This is a genomic window from Streptomyces sp. NPDC048248 (assembly GCF_043201875.1).
Classification (GTDB): domain Bacteria; phylum Actinomycetota; class Actinomycetes; order Streptomycetales; family Streptomycetaceae; genus Streptomyces.
In genome coordinates, this window is sequence record NZ_JBICZL010000030.1 from 1 (window position 1) to 16,943 (window position 16,943).

The window sequence follows — 16,943 nt, forward strand, 5'->3', positions numbered from 1 at the left end:
CGAGAAGCCGCCGAAGCCCTTCTTCTCGGCCAGCTCGCGCACCGCCGCGTAGGAGCCCGCGAATCCGATGGCCGCGATCAGCGCAGCCCCGGCGACGACCACACCGATCAGGATGCGGTGAGCTCGGCCGAGCTCTGATGGCCTCCCCGTTACCTGACCCACGCAGCTCCCCCTCTTTCAGCTACTTCATGCGAGCGCCTTCACGTTCTCATGGCTGCTGTTAGGTGGTCTTGCTCTGGTGGGCTTGGGTCACGGATCGTCAGCTAAAGGTGATCTCTGGGAGGGACTGGGGCAGGGAGACAATCGTCGCGCCCCGAGGAGCACGCAGCCACCACCCAGTGACTTCCCCGGTGACGCCGAACTGCGCGCCCATAAAGGCTGTCTGACAGCCCGTGGAGTGCAATGAAGATGTACTTCACGAGCCTGGCCTGGTCGTCATCGACATCACCGCGGCCGATGAAGAGACCGCCCCGGACGGGGCCACACTCGGAGGGCTGTGGCGCTCCAACGACCGCTCCGCCCCCTGGCACCCCCGGCCGGGTCGGCGTCACCGTCCAGGTCTACGCCAACCTGCGCCGCCGTCCCTCGGGAGGCCCATTTGCTCTGGAAACCGAGTGATCCACCTCCTGCCCTGAGGCGGTTGCCGGCCCACTCGGCGCGGCCCGCGGGTGACAGGTGCTCGACTCTGAGGGTGCAGTGCCGCTTCCTCGGCGAACTGCGGCGGGCTAGGTAGTCACACCGCGTGGAGCTGCCGGAACTCGTGTACCTCGAGGGGGAAGCCCGACGACAGGATCGTGGAGCGGAGCTCACCCGTGAGGGCAGAAGCCAAGAATTCTGTGCACGTGGAGGGGAAGTGCTCCCAGCGGTCCCCTCGCGCTTCGTTGACCATGACGGTCCAGTCATCGGCCTGCTGACCGTCTCGGACCAGCCAGTACAGGCACTCTCCGTTGTCGGTGGTCGCCCAGGGGATCACCCTGACTCCGTCTTCCTCGAGCTCCGCCGGCTTCTGCTCGAACTCCCACAGGCCTTCAAGAGCCTCTGTCTGCTGGTCCTCCCACTCGATCAGGTTGTAGTTGTCGTTGGGGCAGCCGGGTTCCAAGACGTACAGGTAGTCGTCCCAGTTGCTCCCCCCATAGGTCTCAATGAGCGCTTTGTAGTCGGAGGGGAGCCCGGCTCCCAGTGCCTCCTCTACGCTCTCCCAGTGCTTCTCCCTGGAGCCCGAAGGCGGTGGGACGATATCTACGAGTCGCTCGAGGAATTCGTTCACGGTTCCTGGGCCAGAGCTAGTTGTGCGCAGCGTCATACGCCTTGCGGACGTCTGCCGGAATACGTCCGCGCTCGGGAACGTCGTAACCGTTTTCCCGTGCCCATTGCCTGACGTCCTGGGACTGCACGGGGGCGGCGGTCGCAGTGTTGCTGTGGCGGTTGGCCTTCTCGATCTCTTCGGGGGCTGTGGTGTAGGGCGTGAAGGATGGGCTCTGCCTCAGGAGGCTGTCGGGGAATGCGGAGACGTCGGTGTCGTGCTGGGAGAGTGCTACGAGGAACGCGGTGAGGTTTCCGTCGAAGTGGGACCAGTCGCCGTCCTTGAGTCCGGTCACAGCGATCGTCCAGCCGTTCGGCTGTTCAGGATCGTTTTTGAGCCAGAAGAGGTAGTCGCCGTTGTCCGTCCCGCCGACCGGCTGCAGCTCTCGCGGGGGGTGCGGGAGCGGTTGCTGGCTGACCTCTTGGTGCCGGGTGAGCTGGGCGTTGACGTCACGGGTCTGACGCTCAAGGTCCAGGGCATGGTAGGGGCATTTGGGTTGGTAGAGGCTGAGGAACTGCACGAAGTGTCCTGGACCGTAGGTCTCGACAAGGTGCTTGTAGTCGTCGGGGAGCGGGTGTCCGAGGGCCTGTTCTGTGTCGTGCCAGTTGACGGTGGGCGGCGTGTGGCCAGGCGGAGGCGGGCAGAGTTCCTTAAGGCGTTCAAGGTCGTTCATCAGGGCTCATCTCGCCAGGCGGGGTTTTCCAGCATTGTGTCGAACAGCGTGCCGTTGCGTTCCCAGGCTTCCATCTGTATGTAGCGGGGGATGGTCGCCTGGTCGTTGTCGTATTCGAGGTAGACGATGTAGTTGACGACGTCGCCACTGCCCACTGCGTCATAGACTCATTCGTGCGGCCACCCCCTCCATAGGCCTCTCGTCCACCTCGACGAGGGCGCCGATGGAACGGTCGGCAGGCCCTTCCACGCCCCACCGGACGCCACTCCCCCGGCCCCTGTTCTCTCCTCCACCCACACCAGGCTTCCGGCCCAGGATGAGGAAGAAGACCCCCCTCTCGCCGGGGTGGGCCAACTACGCGATGCGGCTCTTCAATCCGCAGCTGCCGGCTCGGCCTGTCCCACCACCCCCAGGCTCCCGTCGTCCGCGGGTAGCAGCAACCTCTTCCGGTCACCAGCGCGGTATCGGCCCCGCAACCCAGCCTCCGGCACGCGCTTCCTTGGCCGACAGAACGTTGAATTGATTAGTGTGCCGACCCCGCGCGTGCACCAGCTAAGGGTTGTGGAAGACATATGACCAGGCAGGGGCCTCAGCTCCCGCATGGTCGATGGCCGAGTGCGCGACTGTCACGTACTGGGGAAGCAATTTGGCCTCGAGGTCGTTCTGCATGTTCTGCACTGTGCGGAGGCCAGTGACCCAGAGTCCGACCATGGTGAGGAAGTTCTCCAGGCTGTGCGCAGCGGGGAGGGCTGCGAGGTGTTCCTCGCCGGGTTCCGTCGGGACGCGGAGTACGTGCCCGGTGGGGCCGTCGATGACGAGTTCGCCGCCCATCCAGAAGCCGATCTGAAAGAACGGTCCGGTCTCCTCGGCCATGACCACATCGTCGGGCCAGGTGACTTCATCCATCACCTCGAAGCGGTAGTCGCCGTATGGGTAAAGCCCCATACCGCCCTCCCGCATATCGGGCAAGCCAATCTCGCGGAGTATGCGCCGAGTTGCTTCGTCCGTCAGACCGTCGGGCAGTTCCTCCTCTTCGAGTTCGAAGACCTCCTCCTCTCCGTAGAGGTGGATGAGATCGCCCGGGGTGGGTGGAGGGGCGTGCACGGGTGCCGTCCGGCCGACCGCGGCGTAGGGGCCGGACAGTGGCTCGATATTGCGGGAGCTGAAGCCCGCAAATTCTTCCCTCGCCTGGGGCTCGATCGCGAAGAGGCCGTGTGCTCCCCCGAGCACCACCAGGTCCCCGACGGCCAGCGGGGAGCATTCGAGCAGAGCGGGGTGTACACCCTGGCCTTCGGGAACGCCCATGTACAAATCCTGGGACGTCAAGAGGTTGCGCCGGTCGGCGCCGGTCGTTGGTGGCCAGGACAGTGCTTCGAGATATTCCTCGGGCAATTCCAATCCCTGGAAGGGAGCAGCGAGGGGTTCTCCGGTCTCGGCGTCCCAGACAGCGACGTCCGGCCGCTTGCGCTCACAGATACCAGCGATGGCGGGGCGGCCGCGCCAGCGCACTTCGGCCGTCCCTGTTAGTGGCGTCATTTGTGTGTAGCTCACGTGGTAGCCGCCGGGTGGCCGCCAGCGCGTCCACTTGGCCTTCCACGGAAGCTGGACGTTCGACTCGGCGACTGCAGAGGCGAAAGCCGAGTCGTTCCGTGCCGTGGCCATCAGGTGCATCCAGGCAGCCCACTCCGACTGCCTGGCCGGGACAACTCCGTAGGACCACAAGTGAATGCCATCGGCGGCAGCGGAGTTGCCCGGGACGCTGCTCCCAAGTGCGCAACACGCCGCATCCATCAAGACAGTCTGAGGAATGTTCGCAAGAAGCCCGCCCTTCGACAGCAGCTCTTCCCACGCATCGGCCTGCACGGCATGCGCGGCCATTCCTGTTGCCGCGTAGAGGCCTTCCGGGCCGTATCCGGCCCATCCCTCAGGGTGGCGGTACTCGACCGAGACACGCCGCAGCCAATCGAACAGATGACGGCTGACCCGGGTGATCTCCGCAGGTTCCGTCGCCCGCCGCAGCCGTTCCGCTGTCCCCTCATCGATGAAGGACACGCCGTCGGGGTTCTGCTCGATCATGTCGGAGCGCTCACTCAGGAGCTGCGCGAGCGCCGCTTCGGATGTCGGTTGACCAGTCAGGGCGCCGGCCAGCTCAGTCCAGATCCGCATCGGTGTAACGCGCGCCTCGGCCAAGGCCAATGCCCGCAGAAGGGGGGACTCCGGCCGCTCTCCTGCCTCGTTTTCCGGCAGGTGAAGGACCACCTGGGACCGGTGCGGGAGATCGCGCGGCGCGGTATGAGCCAGTACAGCAACGTGGCCGCTGGTCAGGCCGGCAACGGTTCTGGAGATCAGACGCTCCGGCTCATACGAGCGTCGGGTCCGGCCTGCCCTGTGTGTGTTGATGAGCAGCACCAGCCGTGGCTCGGCGATCTGCCGCAGAGAACTTCGCCAGCGACTCCTGCTACCGGGAGACAGCTCCACCCCGAGCGCGAGCAGAACTGCTTCCTGTACCTCCTCCGCGGTGAGCCCGTGGGCATCCACAAGGACACTGCCTTCAGTCCGACTGTGGACTTCCCGCAGAATTGAGGCGCCGTCCGTCCCTGACGGGTCGAGCAGAATCGCCGGAGGGCCACAGGGGCGACGGTCTCGCCACCAGTCGCTGACAGCCGTGACGGCCTCAGGAGACGAGGAGCTTCGGGAAGCATTCTCGGGGTTCGTCACTATGCCCCCACGGTCCCGACCTGCCGCTGCACCCTCAGCTCAGTGGTTAGTGGCTGTTATCGCTGCGGGGCCACGTTGAGAGCGAGGGGTTTTGTCACCCACGCGCTGCGGTTCGATGGTCCGGGGATCGACGGCTTCGCCCGGGGCACCTTCATGGTAGGGCCCGTTTGGGTCGGCGTCGCGGTCGTGCGGCAGGAGGAAGAAGACGCGCCGGAGCTGGAGCCCGCTGTCGGGGTCGGCTTCGGCTTGGGCGTCGAGTTCGGTGTAGCCGACCATGCGTCCGTCGCGTTCGTAACGGGGCTTGCCGCGGCGTCGAGGCGTCTTGTCGAGGGCCTGGCGCACGTAGTCGAGGTCCTCGGGGTTCTCCAGCCACACCACGGCATTCTCGTGGCGGAGGTCGCTCTCGTTCAGCAGCGAGCTCATGGCAGCAGCCCCTTTGCATTGTGACCGGCCACTTGCGGGCCGGGGTGGGTGTGGTGAGCACGATCCCGGGTGGGGGCACCGTGTCCATGGTAGGCGGCGTGGGGGTGTCTGGGGCGGGGCATGGGATGCCTAGGTTTCATCGTCGGTGAGAAGCCCGAGGCCGGGGTAGTACTTCTTGCCGCTGGACTTCATCATGTCGGCGGGTGAGGCCAGGGAGAGTTCCTGACGGACGCGGGTGGCGAAGGCACGGGCGGTGGCGGGGCGGATGCCTTCGCCGGCGCTGCACCAGCTGCTGTAGGTGGCGTAGAGCAAGCCCTGTTCGACACGGAGGTCGCCCGGGGCCCGTTCGCCGCCAGGGTCGGGGGTGTCGGTGGTGCAGCACTCGGCGAGGAAGCGCCCGATGTGGTCTTCGGTGGTGGCGTAGGCCTCGGTGGCGGTGCGGACGGCGGCGGGACCGGCCAGTGGGTCGCGGGTGTCGAGGTAGAGCTGGGCGCCTTCGATGAGCCAGTGCAGGATGCCTGGGCCTTCGCTCTGGACGAGTTCCTTGGCCAGGTTGTCGATCTTGCGTGCGGCGGGGACAGCGCGTTCGAAGGGGATGAGGCGGATCCGGCGCCAGAAGGCATGGCCCCCGGTGCCTACTTCGGGGCGGTGGTTGCCCAGCAGCCACAGTTTGTGGGTGGGGTTGAAGCTGAAGAAGTCCTGGCGCATACGGCGGGCCATGATGCGGTCTCCGCCGGTCAGGAGCTTGACGCGGGATTCGTCGAACTTGTCGTTGGGCTTGAGTTCGGAGCACACGACGATGCGCCGGCCGTGAAGTTCGGTGAGTTCGGTGGAGTGCTCGGAGAATTTGCCCTTCTCCATGAGGAAGCCGGGCGGTGCGGCTTGGGCGTAGTCGCCGAGGATCTGGGTCATGACGTCGAGTAGGACTGACTTGCCGTTGGCGCCGGTGCCGTAGAGGAAGGGCAGGACCTGCGCACCGACGTCGCCGGTGACGGAGTAGCCGAGCAGGAGGTGGAGGAAGTGGATCGTCTCCTGGCCCTTGGCGTCGTCGCCGAAGGTGTCGTGGAGGAAGCGGTGCCAGCGTGGTGTGGGCATGGCTTCCGGGGCGACGCTGGTCGCCCGTGAGTGCATGTCCGCCTCGGGGTCGGGCTTGTGGAGGTGACCGGTGTGCAGGTCGACGACTCCGGCTGGCGTGCACAGGGCGTAGGGGTCGCCGTCCAGGACATCGGGGTCCAGGGCCAGGGCCGGGGACGCTTTGGCTTGGGTAAGCATGGCCTTGATGCCGGGGGTGGACATGGAGCGGCGGCGGTGTGCGGCCAGCTCGCGGTCGCTGAAGCGGCCGCTGGGGTCGGAGTCGGGCATCTGCTCGGCGAGGTCTCCTGCTGCCCAAACGGCGGCCTTCTCACCGCCGGTGCGCTTCCACCGGTATTGGTCCCAGTGGTACCAGCCCAGGCCCTCGACGTGGCGGAACTGGTCGCCGAACATCACCGCGAACAGCTTGGCATTGCCGCGGTCGGTGAGGAGCTTGGGCAGTGTGCCCGACGGCGGGGCCGGCTCGTGGGCTGCAGCGGCGGTGGCAGTGCCCTGTTGGGCGGGCAGGCTCGGCTGGGCGCGGACTTCGAGGTCGAGCATCTGCTGCGCTGCGGCAGTGGCGTCGAAGCGTGGGCTGTCGGCGCTGCTCATGGGCGTCCTTTGAGATGGAGCGGCCGGATCGCACCGGCGGACAGGGCAGAGGCGATGACGGTGAGGCTGTGCCGACTACGGTGTGGCCGGGCTGTGTCCGCTGCAGCGGTCAGCACGTCCCGGGCCTGGGACTCGGTGAGGTGACCGGAAGCGATTAGGCCACCAGCGGTGTAGGCGGCGCGGTTCAGCTTCTCGGTGAAGGCTGTGCCCTCGGTGGCGGTTGCGCAGGCCTCCACCTGGGCGAGCAGCGGTTCCAAGAGCCGGTGGGCGCGCTGGCGGGCCGGGCGGGTTGGAGTGCGGCGCGGGGAGGGGACCGGTGTGGGGTGGATGGTGTTGGTGTGGCCGGTGCGCTGGAGCTCGGTGGCGAGCCAGTCCGGCAGAAGTGCGGGGAGTCTGGCTGCGCCGACGGGACTGTAGGTGCCGGCGGGAGTTCGGGTGGCGGGAGTGACGATGTATCCGCCGGTGGCCCGGACGTCGACCTGCCAGGCGAGTGCGGTTTTTGGGCTGGACCCCACCGAGGAGCGGTAGCGCGGGCCTGTGTCGGGGGTGCGGTACCAGATGTGCAGTCCGCCCGATGGGGTCCGTACGCGCAATGTGGAGTCGTCGTCTGCTGGGTTGTGCTGGCCGCGGAGCGCAGCCAGCAGGGCAAGAGTGTCGAAGCCGGAGGCCAGGCCTGCCAGGTTGACGCTCTCATGGATGGGAATGCCCGGCAGGAGCCTGTTGCGTTCGGGTACTTCGGCGCAGTGTGCATCGATGTCGAGGACTAGGAGGCCTGCTGGGCCGCAGGAGACTCCGACTCCGAGTGTGGGGTGCTTGCCCCACCAGGCGTCCAGGAAATCGGGATCCGTGGTCGCGGCGTGAAAACCGTGGCACCACCTGCCCTCAGCGGGGCAAGCGCAGTCCTGGGGGCGGTGGGGCTCGGCTCGGCAGGTGGAGCAGTTAGCTGCGGGGGTTTTGCGGCCCGGTGCCAGCGGGTGGACCGGCCAGCCGTTTCCAGCGCACCAGCGAGCGACGTCATAGGGACTCGCGGTTCCCGCCGACTGGGGAACGCTGGTCTCACGGTGACGCGGCACGCTGATCGTCCTTGCCAAGGGGCCAACACTCTGTTCAGTCCCTGGGCAAAAGGCCAGTTCACAGCGTTGCTGCTGCCAGATGAGGGACCGAAGGGACTGAGTTTTCCAATGAAGTCAGAGCCTACAACAGCCGTCCGGGCGGAGGCGTAGCTGTTTCCGGTCTTGGGTCCCTTCAGTCCCTTTGTTACCTGGGGAGTTGGGGCACCCGCCGCGGTTGAGTCCACTTGGTCGGGTCGGAGAGCCGGGCGTGTCGGAGTCTGCCCAGCTGAGTACGCCGAGGGACCGAAGCTTTCACAGCATGTCGGTCCCTCTTTCAGTCCCTCCCGTAAAAGTGCAGGTCACAGGACCTGCAGACCTCATCGGAGGGACCGAAGGGACTGAAAGTCCCAGTTATGAACTGCTCACAGTAGGAGGACTATGTCTCACGCCCGCGCATACGCACGCACGCGTGATGCCAGGAACTAGAATATTCGGTCCCTTCAGTCCCTTGAGTCCCCTGCTCGCGTTGGTGAGAAGCCCCTGACCTGCAGGTTTCGCGGAGGGACTGAACCAGGGACCAAAGAAGTCAAGTGTTGTAGAGGCTGCGCCCCACGGGGCTACGGCCAGCTGCCCGCGCGAAGGGCAGGCCCACTGCTGCGAGGAGAGGTTGCTTCCTGAGTCTCTGTGGCAAGGGAGGAGCTGGACGGCTGTGTTGCCCCCCGCTCCAGGAGCCTGGGGCGGCAGCACTGAAGCGCAGCGACCGAAAGCGTTCAGTCGCTGGACTTTGAACGAGGGGAAGTCACAGGCCAGCGGGGTGTGAAGAGTAAATAGCGACTGAAGCGACTCAGAGCTGGAACTATGAAGACATTCCCGGGCGCGCGTGCGCGTCATAGATACGGAACTTCAGTCGCTTCAGTCGCTGATCGTGGAGCTCCAGCCCTTCCACCTGCACTCTTCGTCAGCGACCGAAGCAGCGACTCAACCCGTTGAGTCGCTGCGACAACGTTCCAGTCGCTGGGGAGAGCAGCGCCCTGCCCAGCAGGAGACAGCACCTGAGCGGTCGGTGCCTACGCTATTGACCAGGCCAGCGTTCTGACCCGGGGTAAGTCAGCCCTGGTCTTCACCCGAGCCGGCCAGGACCAGCTGAGTGAGGGCGGTAGGGCCGCCAGCTTCGACGGTTACGCGATACAGCCCGGCCGCCGGGACCTGAACGCGGGCGGTGAGCGCATCTTCATCATCGGCGTACAGACGCGCCCGCTTGGTGAAGTCCCCCTCGACACCTTCGATGGTGCAGGTGATGCCGGCCGGGTCGTCAGTGCCGTTGAGCTGGATCTCCCAGGAGGCATCGGGGCTGACGAAGTCGGGGACGGTCAGCCCCAGACCAGAGGCGGCTTGGTCGGGCCCGAGATGCTCGTCCTCTTGCAGGAACGAGGCAACTGCTTCCATGGCCGCGTGGCCTGAGGCGAGAGCCCCGTGCTGGAGAGAGAAAGGGACGACGGCCCTGGTGGGTGAAGCGGATTCCTTGTGGACTGTGCCATCGCCGCCGACCGGGAACCGGCGGGGGATGCCGTGAGCGTCGCGCATCAATTCGCCGTCGTGGTGCTCGCGGAAGGTGTGCTCGGATCCGACCACGACTCCGTCCTGCAGTGTCAGCGACTGCAGGGTGCGTTGGCTGACGCCGACCACAGCCCGGTGACGGGGCAGGGTGTGGCGGCGGAGCTCTTCGTAGAACGCTTGTGACTGGACTGCGAGGTCCTTGTCGCCGCCCAGGTCCGCGACGTCGGTGGGGGTCAGCCGGCGCACGTTGAGGCCTTCGTCCAGGCAGGGGAAGCGGGGCAGCAGGTCGTGCACGCCGGGCATGGTGGACGCGAGCGTCTTGAGCTTGCCGTGTGGGAGGGGGAGGGGGGCTCCTTGGCCTGTGTTGAGGATGGAGGCCGCCATCACCGCGCCGTGGAAGGGCGTTCCGAGGGTCATCACGCCGCGGGTGTCATCGGCCAGGTCGCTGTCCGGCCCGAGTGCCAGGGCGGCGTGGGTGAGGAGTCCGCCCATGGAGTGGGCGATGAAAACCAGGCGGCCTTCGCGTTCGTCGACACGGTGCTTGCGTGCGGCGGTGTGGGCGGGATGACGGCGCCATGCCTCCAGGTGCTCGCGGGCTGCTTTCGCTAGCTGCTGTGCATTGGTGGCGACGGGCAGGCGCCAGTCGTAGGCGAAGGGAAGGATCGCGTCGGGGTGGGCTACGCAGTGCCCGACGGTGGTCAGTAGTTCGTGGTAGGGCTCGATGCCGCGCAGGAATGGGCTCCAGGCCGGGGTGCGCAGCAGGCGTCGGGCTTTGACGCGGCCGGTCTGGCCGGCCTTTTCCTCTTCGGTCAGGTGCAGAGCTGCCAGGCCGTGGCGGGTGGTCCAGGCCTTACCGAGCCAGCCCGGATTGGCCAGGCCCCATAAGACGGTGTTGGTCGCGGTGTCGTACAGCTCGCTTCCCATGATGCCGGGGACGACGACAACCGCGTCCTGGGTGGTGTTGGGCGAAAGGTCCGGCAGGCTGTACGGCTGCTCGCCGGGCCTGTGGCCTGCTGCGTTCGACTGCGGCGGCTGGTTCATGGCTGGAACAATAAAGAGATGCGGAACAGGGCGGGCGAGATTGTACGAACTGGAAACTTAGAGACCCCCGTTGACCAGCAGCGCACCCTGTTCACCGTTGCCGTGCGGGACTACCCGGACAGCGAAGAGGGGTTCGCTGAAGGCATCGACGACCAGCTGGCAGTCGTGAACGAGTGGTGGTCACCCTTCCGCCACAGCCCCGCGCCCACGCTGCAGAGCCGACACGACGTCGAGCAGTTCCTCGAACGGGAGAACCTGCGCGAAACGACCGGTGAGGCGCTCGTGCTGTTCATCACCGGCCACGGCATGGCTGGCAAATCGGGCCACTTCCTGCAGCTGCCCCAGACCGACGAAATGCGGAAGCTGGCAACCGCCATCCGCACCACGGATATCGTCACCGCCGCCCTCGACTCCCATGCCGAGAACGTCCTGGTCATCGTCAACACGTGCTACGCCGGCGAGATCCAAAGCGAACTGGCCGCTCTGTACAAGGAGATCCGCAGGAGCCGGCGCACCAAGTGCAAGCTTGACGTGCTGGTCACCTGCGAACATGACTCGCCGGTCCAGGTCCGGCGCTTCTCGACCGTGCTGCGCGGCGTGTGGAACCGGCTGCATACCAACGCAGGCATCACCACCCCTCACCTGAGCGTCGCGACGCTGATGACGGAGTTCGAGAACGAGCTGCGCACCGACGCGGCCAAGGAAAAGCACCGCCTGCACCGCGTTATCGACGGCAGCGGCCAGACCCGGACCACCCCCTGCATTCCCAACCCCGGCTACCGCTACGTGCGCGAACTGGTCGGCGCCCCCCGACGCCAGGTGGCCACCCCCGCGGACGACTACTGGCTGGACCGGGCGACAGGACGCCCCCGCGAGGTGGACTCGGGCTGGTACTTCCGCGGCCGCAAGCACCTCAACCAACAGGTCGCGGCGTTCCTACAACCGTCCCGATTACGGGGCGCCATGTTGGTCACCGGAACGGCCGGCAGCGGCAAATCAGCTGTCCTGGCCCGCGCCGTGACCCTCAGCGACCCACTCTTCCGGGAAAGCCCCACCTACAAATCCGCCCTGGAACAGGCGGAGGCCGGAACCATCCCACCCGAAGGTTCCGTGACCTGCGCTGTTCTGGCCCGCCACCGGTTGGCCGCTGATGTCGCCGCCGACATCCTCCACGGACTCCAGGTCGCCCCCGCCTCCCCAGGAACGGGCGAGGACCCCGTCGCCGCGTGGTCGGCGCAGCTCGAGGAAAACCTGCAGCACGCCGAAGGCACCGTCACGATCGTCGTCGACGGCCTGGACGAAGCCCTCGAACCCCACCGCATCATCGACGACCTCCTCATCCCGCTTGCCCCACTGTGCACCACTCCCGCGGGCGCCGTTCCGGGACAGCGCCGCGGCGAGGCGCAGCCCGCAGGACTGCGCCTGCTCATCGGGGTCCGCAGCAGTCGGCCCGTCACCTCAGACACCCTCGCCCTGCCCGCAGAGGCGGAGCACAGCCTCCTCGATGCCCTGCGCCGCGCCTTCCCCACCGCCGTCGTCGAACGCACCGACAACGCCTCGGCCAAAGGCGATCTCGTCGAGTACTTGGATGCTCTGATCTGCGCTGACGGCGAGCACCGCGGCACTGCGCTCGCTGCTGCGCATGCCGTAGCGCCTCTGGTGTGGCCCTCATTCCTCGATGCGCGTCTGGCCGGCGACCAGCTCCGCACCACGCCCGACCCGGCCGCCGCCGTGGCAGAGCCCCACTGGCAGCGCACGCTGCAGGCCGGAACGACCGGGCTGCTCCGCCGCGACTTGCAGCTCGTGGCGGAAGAAGGCCTCCCTCCGCGTGTCGCGCTTGCGCTGCTGCGCGCCAGCGCCTACGCGCTCGGTGCCGGTGTTCCCTGGTCCATCATCTGGCCGACCATCGCCAACACCTTCCTGGACCAGCCCATGGAAGACCCCGACGAAATGATCAAAAAGCTCCTGAAAAGCCGTCTCAACGGCTACCTCGCGCACGATCACGAAGACCAGCGCCGCGTATACCGCCCGGCCCACGAAGCCCTCGCCGCCACCCTCCGCGACCGCGACGTGGACTTGCTGCAGGAACAGGTACAGGAATGAACGGCCGCCACCCGAGCGCCGGCAACGACGACATCCACCGACAGATCGCCGGTGCCCTGGCCGCCCTTGTCACCAGCGACCCCACCGTCCCACCCCACCCCTACCTCAGCCGGCACCTCGCCCAGCACGCCTCCTACGGCAAGGTTCTCGACGACTCCCACGTCCCCCCGGCCCTGTTGCCGTGGGAAACCAGTGCCAGCGTCCGCCGCCTCCTGCACCAGCAAGACCTCCCCCGCACCGGCCAGTCATGGCTCAAGGCCTGGGCAGCACTCGAACCCTTCCTCAACGGCGCCGACGCCATCTCCCGCGTCACCAGCCTCCACCTCGCCCACCACGCGGAAGCCTTCCGCCGCACGCCCCCGCAACAGCTGCCCGCCACCGCCCGCTTCGCCGGCTCCCGCGTCACACCGCTGTGGAGCGACTGCGCCCCGCCCGACAATGTCTGGGCCCTTACCGACACCCGCATCGAAGCGCTCACTCACACCACCACCTCACGCGGTTGCGGCGGCGTCCTCATCAGCGGCGACGACCACGGCACCATCCGCATCTGGCGCGCCGACGGCTCCCCCGCCACCACCCCCCTGCCCACCGGCGGCGCTGCCATCCAGCACCTTCTCCCCCTCCATGACGGCCTCATCGCCGTCGGCAGCACCGACGGCGCCGTCCGCATCCTCGATGGCGCTCGCGGCCGTCTGCTCAGCGAAGCAATCACCCGCCCCCACACCTGGGTCAGCTCGCTCACCCTGTACAAACCAGCAGGCCACCCACCCGTCCTCCTCGCCGCCCACAGCGACGGGCACCTCACCGCCCTCTCCACCGCCACCTACGCGCCCATCGACATCCCCCTGCCACCACTCCCCCGCGCCCCCACACTCCTCGCTGCGATCCCCCAGCCCGACAACGACGGCACGCTCCTCGTCCTCGCCCAACGCCACACCGTCAGCCGCTGGGACGGACGCACCCTCACGCCCGCCAGCCAGCACGACGGCGACATCCGCGCCATCACCCCCTTGCCCGCGCCTGGCCACTACGCCACCTGTGACGACGCCGGCGACCTCCGCTACTTCGACACCGCTGCTCCGGACGGACCGACCGTCACCGCCCACCGCCTGCACACCGGCCCTCTCACAGCCCTGGTCACGGTCACCGTCGACGCCCTGCCAGCCCTCGCCTCCGCCGGCGCCGACGGCACCGTCCGCCTCTGGCACGCCCGTACCGCACAACCCCTAGGTGAAGCACTCCAGGGCCACACCACGCCCATCACCGCGATGGCCACCTACACCAACGCACAACAGGACCGCGTCATCACCACCGGCGCCGACAACACCGTCCGCAGCTGGCCGATGCGCGGCCACACCAGCCGCCCACCACGCTCCCCATGGCACCGCATTCACGCCGCCGCCATGCCCGACCCCCACACCCGTGTCCAACAGCCCCTCCTCGCCGTCGCCGACGAAAACGGCACCTGTGTGTGGAACATCGAAACCGGACAGCCCCACGCTCTACGTCTGGGCCAGCCGGTCACGGCCCTGACCTGGGTACGCACCGACTCGGCCCTGCTGCTCGCCACCGCCCACAAGGACGCGAGCGTCACCGTCCACCCGGTGGGGCACGACACCGCGGCCCCTGAGCCTGCGTACACACTCACCGGCCACGCCCTGCCCGTTACGACCATGACGACGCTGAGCTATCAGTCCCAATCGCTGCTGGCCACAGGAAGCGCCGACGGCACCGTGCGCCTTTGGAACCTCCACACCCACGACCAACTGGCCGTCTTCCCCGACCACCACCTCAGCGTCCGCGCCGTCACCACCCTCGAAACCGACGACGGCCCGCTGATCGCCTCCGCAGGAACCGACGGCAACGTCCGTCTCTGGCACCCCGGCACCCGCCAACAGCACGGCACCACCCTGCGCTGCGGCCAGCACACCGTCACCGCACTCGCCACAGCCCCCGCCGGCCCCCGCACCACCGGGCTGATCGTCACTGCGGGCCAAGACGGCACCGTCCGCCTCTGGCACCCCTCAGCCCCACACCCCGCCGCACAGCCACACTGCTTCGCCCCCCACGACGGCCCGCTCACCGCCGTCACCTGCCTGCAAAGCCCCGCGCAGCGCACCCTCGTGGCGGCGGCAGGCCGCAGCAACATCCACGTCTGGGACGCCGCCACCGGCACCCTGCTGCTGCGGATCGTCACCGGCCGGCCCATCACCCACCTCTCGGTCCACCAGCCTCCCTTCGCAAGCTCACAAAGCGCTGCGCCGGTCCTGCTGGCCGCAGGGCAAGCAGGAGTCCGCGTCTTCCGCCTCCGCCTGGACCAGACCTGACCTGGGCCGTGCGCCGCGCACACGCCCCGGCGCTCCCCTTGTGCGCCCCGCTCCTCGAGTAGAAGTGGGCACAAGGTGGCGAACCTTGCGGAAAAATGATCCGGCACAGGCATCGCCGGGCACCGGCGCACAACGGTGCCTGCGGGCCCGGCTCGCGCCGCCCGACATCGCGGAACACCCAGCGAGGACCCATGAACGATGCTTTACCCCTCCAGCCCTGCCGTGCGGTCTTACGGGGTCGCATAGCGCGCCAGTTACCGGCGTTTCCCCTTCCTGCAGGGCGCGGAGCCGTCCGCACGACACTGCAAACGGCGGGCAGGGGGCGCGGACGATGAGCGCATTGAACGAGCCGCAGGTCACCCTCCTGCCCGCCCCGCCGCGCGGCGTGTGGCGTCTGGGCAGAGCAGAAGACCCCCTCCAGTACAACAGGCTCGAACTCGAGACGAGCCTGGGATCGTCCGCGGGCCGCTTCAGCCTCCCCCGCTTCGGAATGCTCTACTGCTGCAGCGAACCAGCTGGCTGCTACGCCGAGGGGCTGGCGCCATTCCGGGTGCAACCGGTCATCAGAGGCCTGCTGGACGATGACGACGCAGCGGCCCATGCTGCCCTCATGAGGCCTGGTCACCTCGCATCGAGCTGGCGGGAAGACCGCATCCTGGTCCGGCTTATCCCCAGCCCTGACGCACGCTTCCTCGACGTGGACTGCGAAGCTACCCGTAAGATCCTCGCCCGCGAGCTCCATCACGAACTGGACGCCTGGGAGATCGATGGTCCGCTGACGGACGAGCACATCCACGGCAAGGACCGACGAGTTGCCCGTCAAATCGCGGCCTGGACAGTCGCCCAGCGCAATGACGCAGGCCACATGCTCGTTCAGGGCATCGCCTACCACTCCGGCTACGGTGGCCGCAGATGCTGGGCGATCCTGAACGACGTCGGCCTCCACGAAGCCGAACGCAAGGCCATCAGGGCCGAGTCCGATGAGCTTCAGGAAGTCGCGAAGGAATACGGCCTCACCGTGTGGTGACGCGTCTGGTTGGCGCGTGTGGGCGTACGAAGCTTCCCCCGAAGGGGCGCATTCCCAGTGTCGTGCACCACCCCGATGCCGCAGCTTGCCCTCGTCAAAATCACAAGACCGCAGGTCAGCGATAACGATCGAGGGCAAGCGGTGGGCTTTAGGGGTGTTTTAAGGGGGGAAAACTGTGGAGTATGCAACGTGTAAACGGGTAGGCTTCTCTCAACAACGAACGGGAGAAACCATGTTGGCCCATCACAGGACCCACTTACCCCCAGACCACACACCGACCGCGCAGCACCCCGCGTGCACCCGACCCCGCAAGCACCACCCTCCCCATCTCCTCCAGGCTGCCACCCAGCGCAACGCCGCGCCCATCACCGCGGCCACCGCCATCCGTGGCCTGCGTCCCTGACCCACCGCTCACCCAGCGGCCGGCCAGACACGCAGCGCCCACCAGCCTTCACGGCGCTCAGCGCCGACAGTCCTCCGCTCACGCCCCCACGCGAACAGCGACGAGGAACGAGGAGACCATGCAAACCCAGCGAGAGACCACCGCCGAAGAATCCGCCAACCGCGACACCGTGCGACAGACGATCGCTGACATCGCGCGTTTTCTGCAGGACACCTTCAGCCAACGGCTCACCGCCCACATCGCCGGCATCGAAGACGCCAAGCAGGTCGGAAAATGGTGCAGCGCGCAAAACGCCCCGCGCATCGATTCTGAACTGCGCCTGCGCGCCGCGTACCAGGTCTTCCAGACCATCGAGCACGCCGAGAACTGCCACATCGCACGGGCGTGGATGATCGGGATGAACCCACAGCTCGATGACGACTCACCGCTCCAGGCCATCGCAGCCGACCGGTTCAAGGACGTCATGGCCGCAGCACGCTCCTACATCAAGGGCGACCTGTGACCAGCGCCAAACATCAGGCGCGCCAGGCATGACCGCCGTACCTTCATGCGGTTGGCCAGCGTCCTGGTGAACGCGGAACACTGACGACGCACAGCGGCACGACGATCGCGCCCCAGCCCCTCCGCCACGTT

The 16,943-nt window shown here is 67.3% G+C and carries 14 protein-coding genes; 5 read left to right on the forward strand and 9 right to left on the reverse strand.

Annotated elements, in window-relative coordinates; translation table 11 throughout:
• Window positions 1-162, reverse strand: a 162-nt coding sequence (locus ACGFZW_RS36350; RefSeq protein WP_393897662.1) for a DUF2637 domain-containing protein, incomplete at its 3' end; no start/stop codon positions are given.
• 230 nt (window positions 163-392) lie between these two features.
• On the opposite strand from ACGFZW_RS36350, the gene ACGFZW_RS36355 reads away from it, so the two are divergent.
• Window positions 393-635: a DUF6207 family protein gene (locus ACGFZW_RS36355; RefSeq protein ID WP_393897608.1), complete on the forward strand. Its 243-nt coding sequence runs from the start codon at window positions 393-395 to the stop codon at window positions 633-635.
• Between the two features lie 98 nt (window positions 636-733).
• On the opposite strand, the gene ACGFZW_RS36360 is transcribed toward ACGFZW_RS36355, so the two are convergent.
• The 8 genes from ACGFZW_RS36360 to ACGFZW_RS36395 form a co-directional block, all read right to left on the reverse strand.
• Window positions 734-1,267, reverse strand: a complete 534-nt coding sequence (locus ACGFZW_RS36360; RefSeq protein ID WP_393897609.1) for an SMI1/KNR4 family protein — start codon at window positions 1,265-1,267, stop codon at window positions 734-736.
• Between the two features lie 16 nt (window positions 1,268-1,283).
• Entirely contained in the window at window positions 1,284-1,976 is a 693-nt protein-coding gene (locus ACGFZW_RS36365) for a histone-like nucleoid-structuring protein Lsr2 (RefSeq protein ID WP_393897610.1), read from the reverse strand.
• The gene (locus tag ACGFZW_RS36370; RefSeq protein WP_393897611.1) at window positions 1,976-2,131 is read right to left on the reverse strand and encodes a hypothetical protein; all 156 of its coding nucleotides are present in this window, start codon (window positions 2,129-2,131) and stop codon (window positions 1,976-1,978) included. Before ACGFZW_RS36370 ends, ACGFZW_RS36365 begins: the two co-directional genes overlap by 1 nt.
• Before the next feature lie 397 nt (window positions 2,132-2,528).
• Window positions 2,529-4,385 (reverse strand): SUKH-4 family immunity protein, encoded by a 1,857-nt coding sequence (locus tag ACGFZW_RS36375; RefSeq protein ID WP_393897612.1) that lies wholly within the window; start codon window positions 4,383-4,385, stop codon window positions 2,529-2,531.
• Between the two features lie 348 nt (window positions 4,386-4,733).
• Window positions 4,734-5,117: a DUF6009 family protein gene (locus ACGFZW_RS36380; protein WP_393897613.1), complete on the reverse strand. Its 384-nt coding sequence runs from the start codon at window positions 5,115-5,117 to the stop codon at window positions 4,734-4,736.
• A 129-nt stretch (window positions 5,118-5,246) separates the two neighbouring features.
• A complete protein-coding gene (locus tag ACGFZW_RS36385) occupies window positions 5,247-6,800 on the reverse strand; it encodes a phage/plasmid primase, P4 family (protein ID WP_393897614.1) in 1,554 nt (517 codons plus the stop codon).
• On the reverse strand, window positions 6,797-7,873 hold the full coding sequence (locus tag ACGFZW_RS36390) for a bifunctional DNA primase/polymerase (protein WP_393897663.1): 1,077 nt from the start codon (window positions 7,871-7,873) through the stop codon (window positions 6,797-6,799). Before ACGFZW_RS36390 ends, ACGFZW_RS36385 begins: the two co-directional genes overlap by 4 nt.
• A gap of 1,086 nt (window positions 7,874-8,959) precedes the next feature.
• Entirely contained in the window at window positions 8,960-10,450 is a 1,491-nt protein-coding gene (locus tag ACGFZW_RS36395; RefSeq protein ID WP_393897615.1) for an esterase/lipase family protein, read from the reverse strand.
• Between the two features lie 18 nt (window positions 10,451-10,468).
• On the opposite strand from ACGFZW_RS36395, the gene ACGFZW_RS36400 reads away from it, so the two are divergent.
• The 4 genes from ACGFZW_RS36400 to ACGFZW_RS36415 all read left to right on the forward strand — a co-directional run bounded on the left by ACGFZW_RS36400 (window position 10,469) and on the right by ACGFZW_RS36415 (window position 16,812).
• The gene (locus ACGFZW_RS36400) at window positions 10,469-12,553 is read left to right on the forward strand and encodes an ATP-binding protein (RefSeq protein WP_393897616.1); all 2,085 of its coding nucleotides are present in this window, start codon (window positions 10,469-10,471) and stop codon (window positions 12,551-12,553) included.
• The gene (locus ACGFZW_RS36405; protein WP_393897617.1) at window positions 12,550-14,880 is read left to right on the forward strand and encodes a WD40 repeat domain-containing protein; all 2,331 of its coding nucleotides are present in this window, start codon (window positions 12,550-12,552) and stop codon (window positions 14,878-14,880) included. The genes ACGFZW_RS36400 and ACGFZW_RS36405 overlap by 4 nt, the downstream gene beginning before the upstream one ends.
• A 331-nt stretch (window positions 14,881-15,211) precedes the next feature.
• Window positions 15,212-15,907 (forward strand): RES domain-containing protein, encoded by a 696-nt coding sequence (locus ACGFZW_RS36410; RefSeq protein WP_393897618.1) that lies wholly within the window; start codon window positions 15,212-15,214, stop codon window positions 15,905-15,907.
• 521 nt (window positions 15,908-16,428) lie between these two features.
• A complete protein-coding gene (locus tag ACGFZW_RS36415; protein WP_393897619.1) occupies window positions 16,429-16,812 on the forward strand; it encodes an XRE family transcriptional regulator in 384 nt (127 codons plus the stop codon).
• Window positions 16,813-16,943: the final 131 nt, after the last annotated feature.

What these genes read in the sequence shown, in the direction of transcription:
- ACGFZW_RS36365 (WP_393897610.1), bottom strand. Translation starts at nt 1,976, where the DNA reads ATGAACGACCTTGAACGCCTTAAGGAACTCTGCCCGCCTCCGCCTGGC.
- ACGFZW_RS36380 (WP_393897613.1), bottom strand. Translation starts at nt 5,117, where the DNA reads ATGAGCTCGCTGCTGAACGAGAGCGACCTCCGCCACGAGAATGCCGTG.
- ACGFZW_RS36385 (WP_393897614.1), bottom strand. Translation starts at nt 6,800, where the DNA reads ATGAGCAGCGCCGACAGCCCACGCTTCGACGCCACTGCCGCAGCGCAG.
- ACGFZW_RS36395 (WP_393897615.1), bottom strand. Translation starts at nt 10,450, where the DNA reads ATGAACCAGCCGCCGCAGTCGAACGCAGCAGGCCACAGGCCCGGCGAG.
- ACGFZW_RS36400 (WP_393897616.1), top strand. Translation starts at nt 10,469, where the DNA reads ATGCGGAACAGGGCGGGCGAGATTGTACGAACTGGAAACTTAGAGACC.
- ACGFZW_RS36405 (WP_393897617.1), top strand. Translation starts at nt 12,550, where the DNA reads ATGAACGGCCGCCACCCGAGCGCCGGCAACGACGACATCCACCGACAG.
- ACGFZW_RS36410 (WP_393897618.1), top strand. Translation starts at nt 15,212, where the DNA reads ATGAGCGCATTGAACGAGCCGCAGGTCACCCTCCTGCCCGCCCCGCCG.
- ACGFZW_RS36415 (WP_393897619.1), top strand. Translation starts at nt 16,429, where the DNA reads ATGCAAACCCAGCGAGAGACCACCGCCGAAGAATCCGCCAACCGCGAC.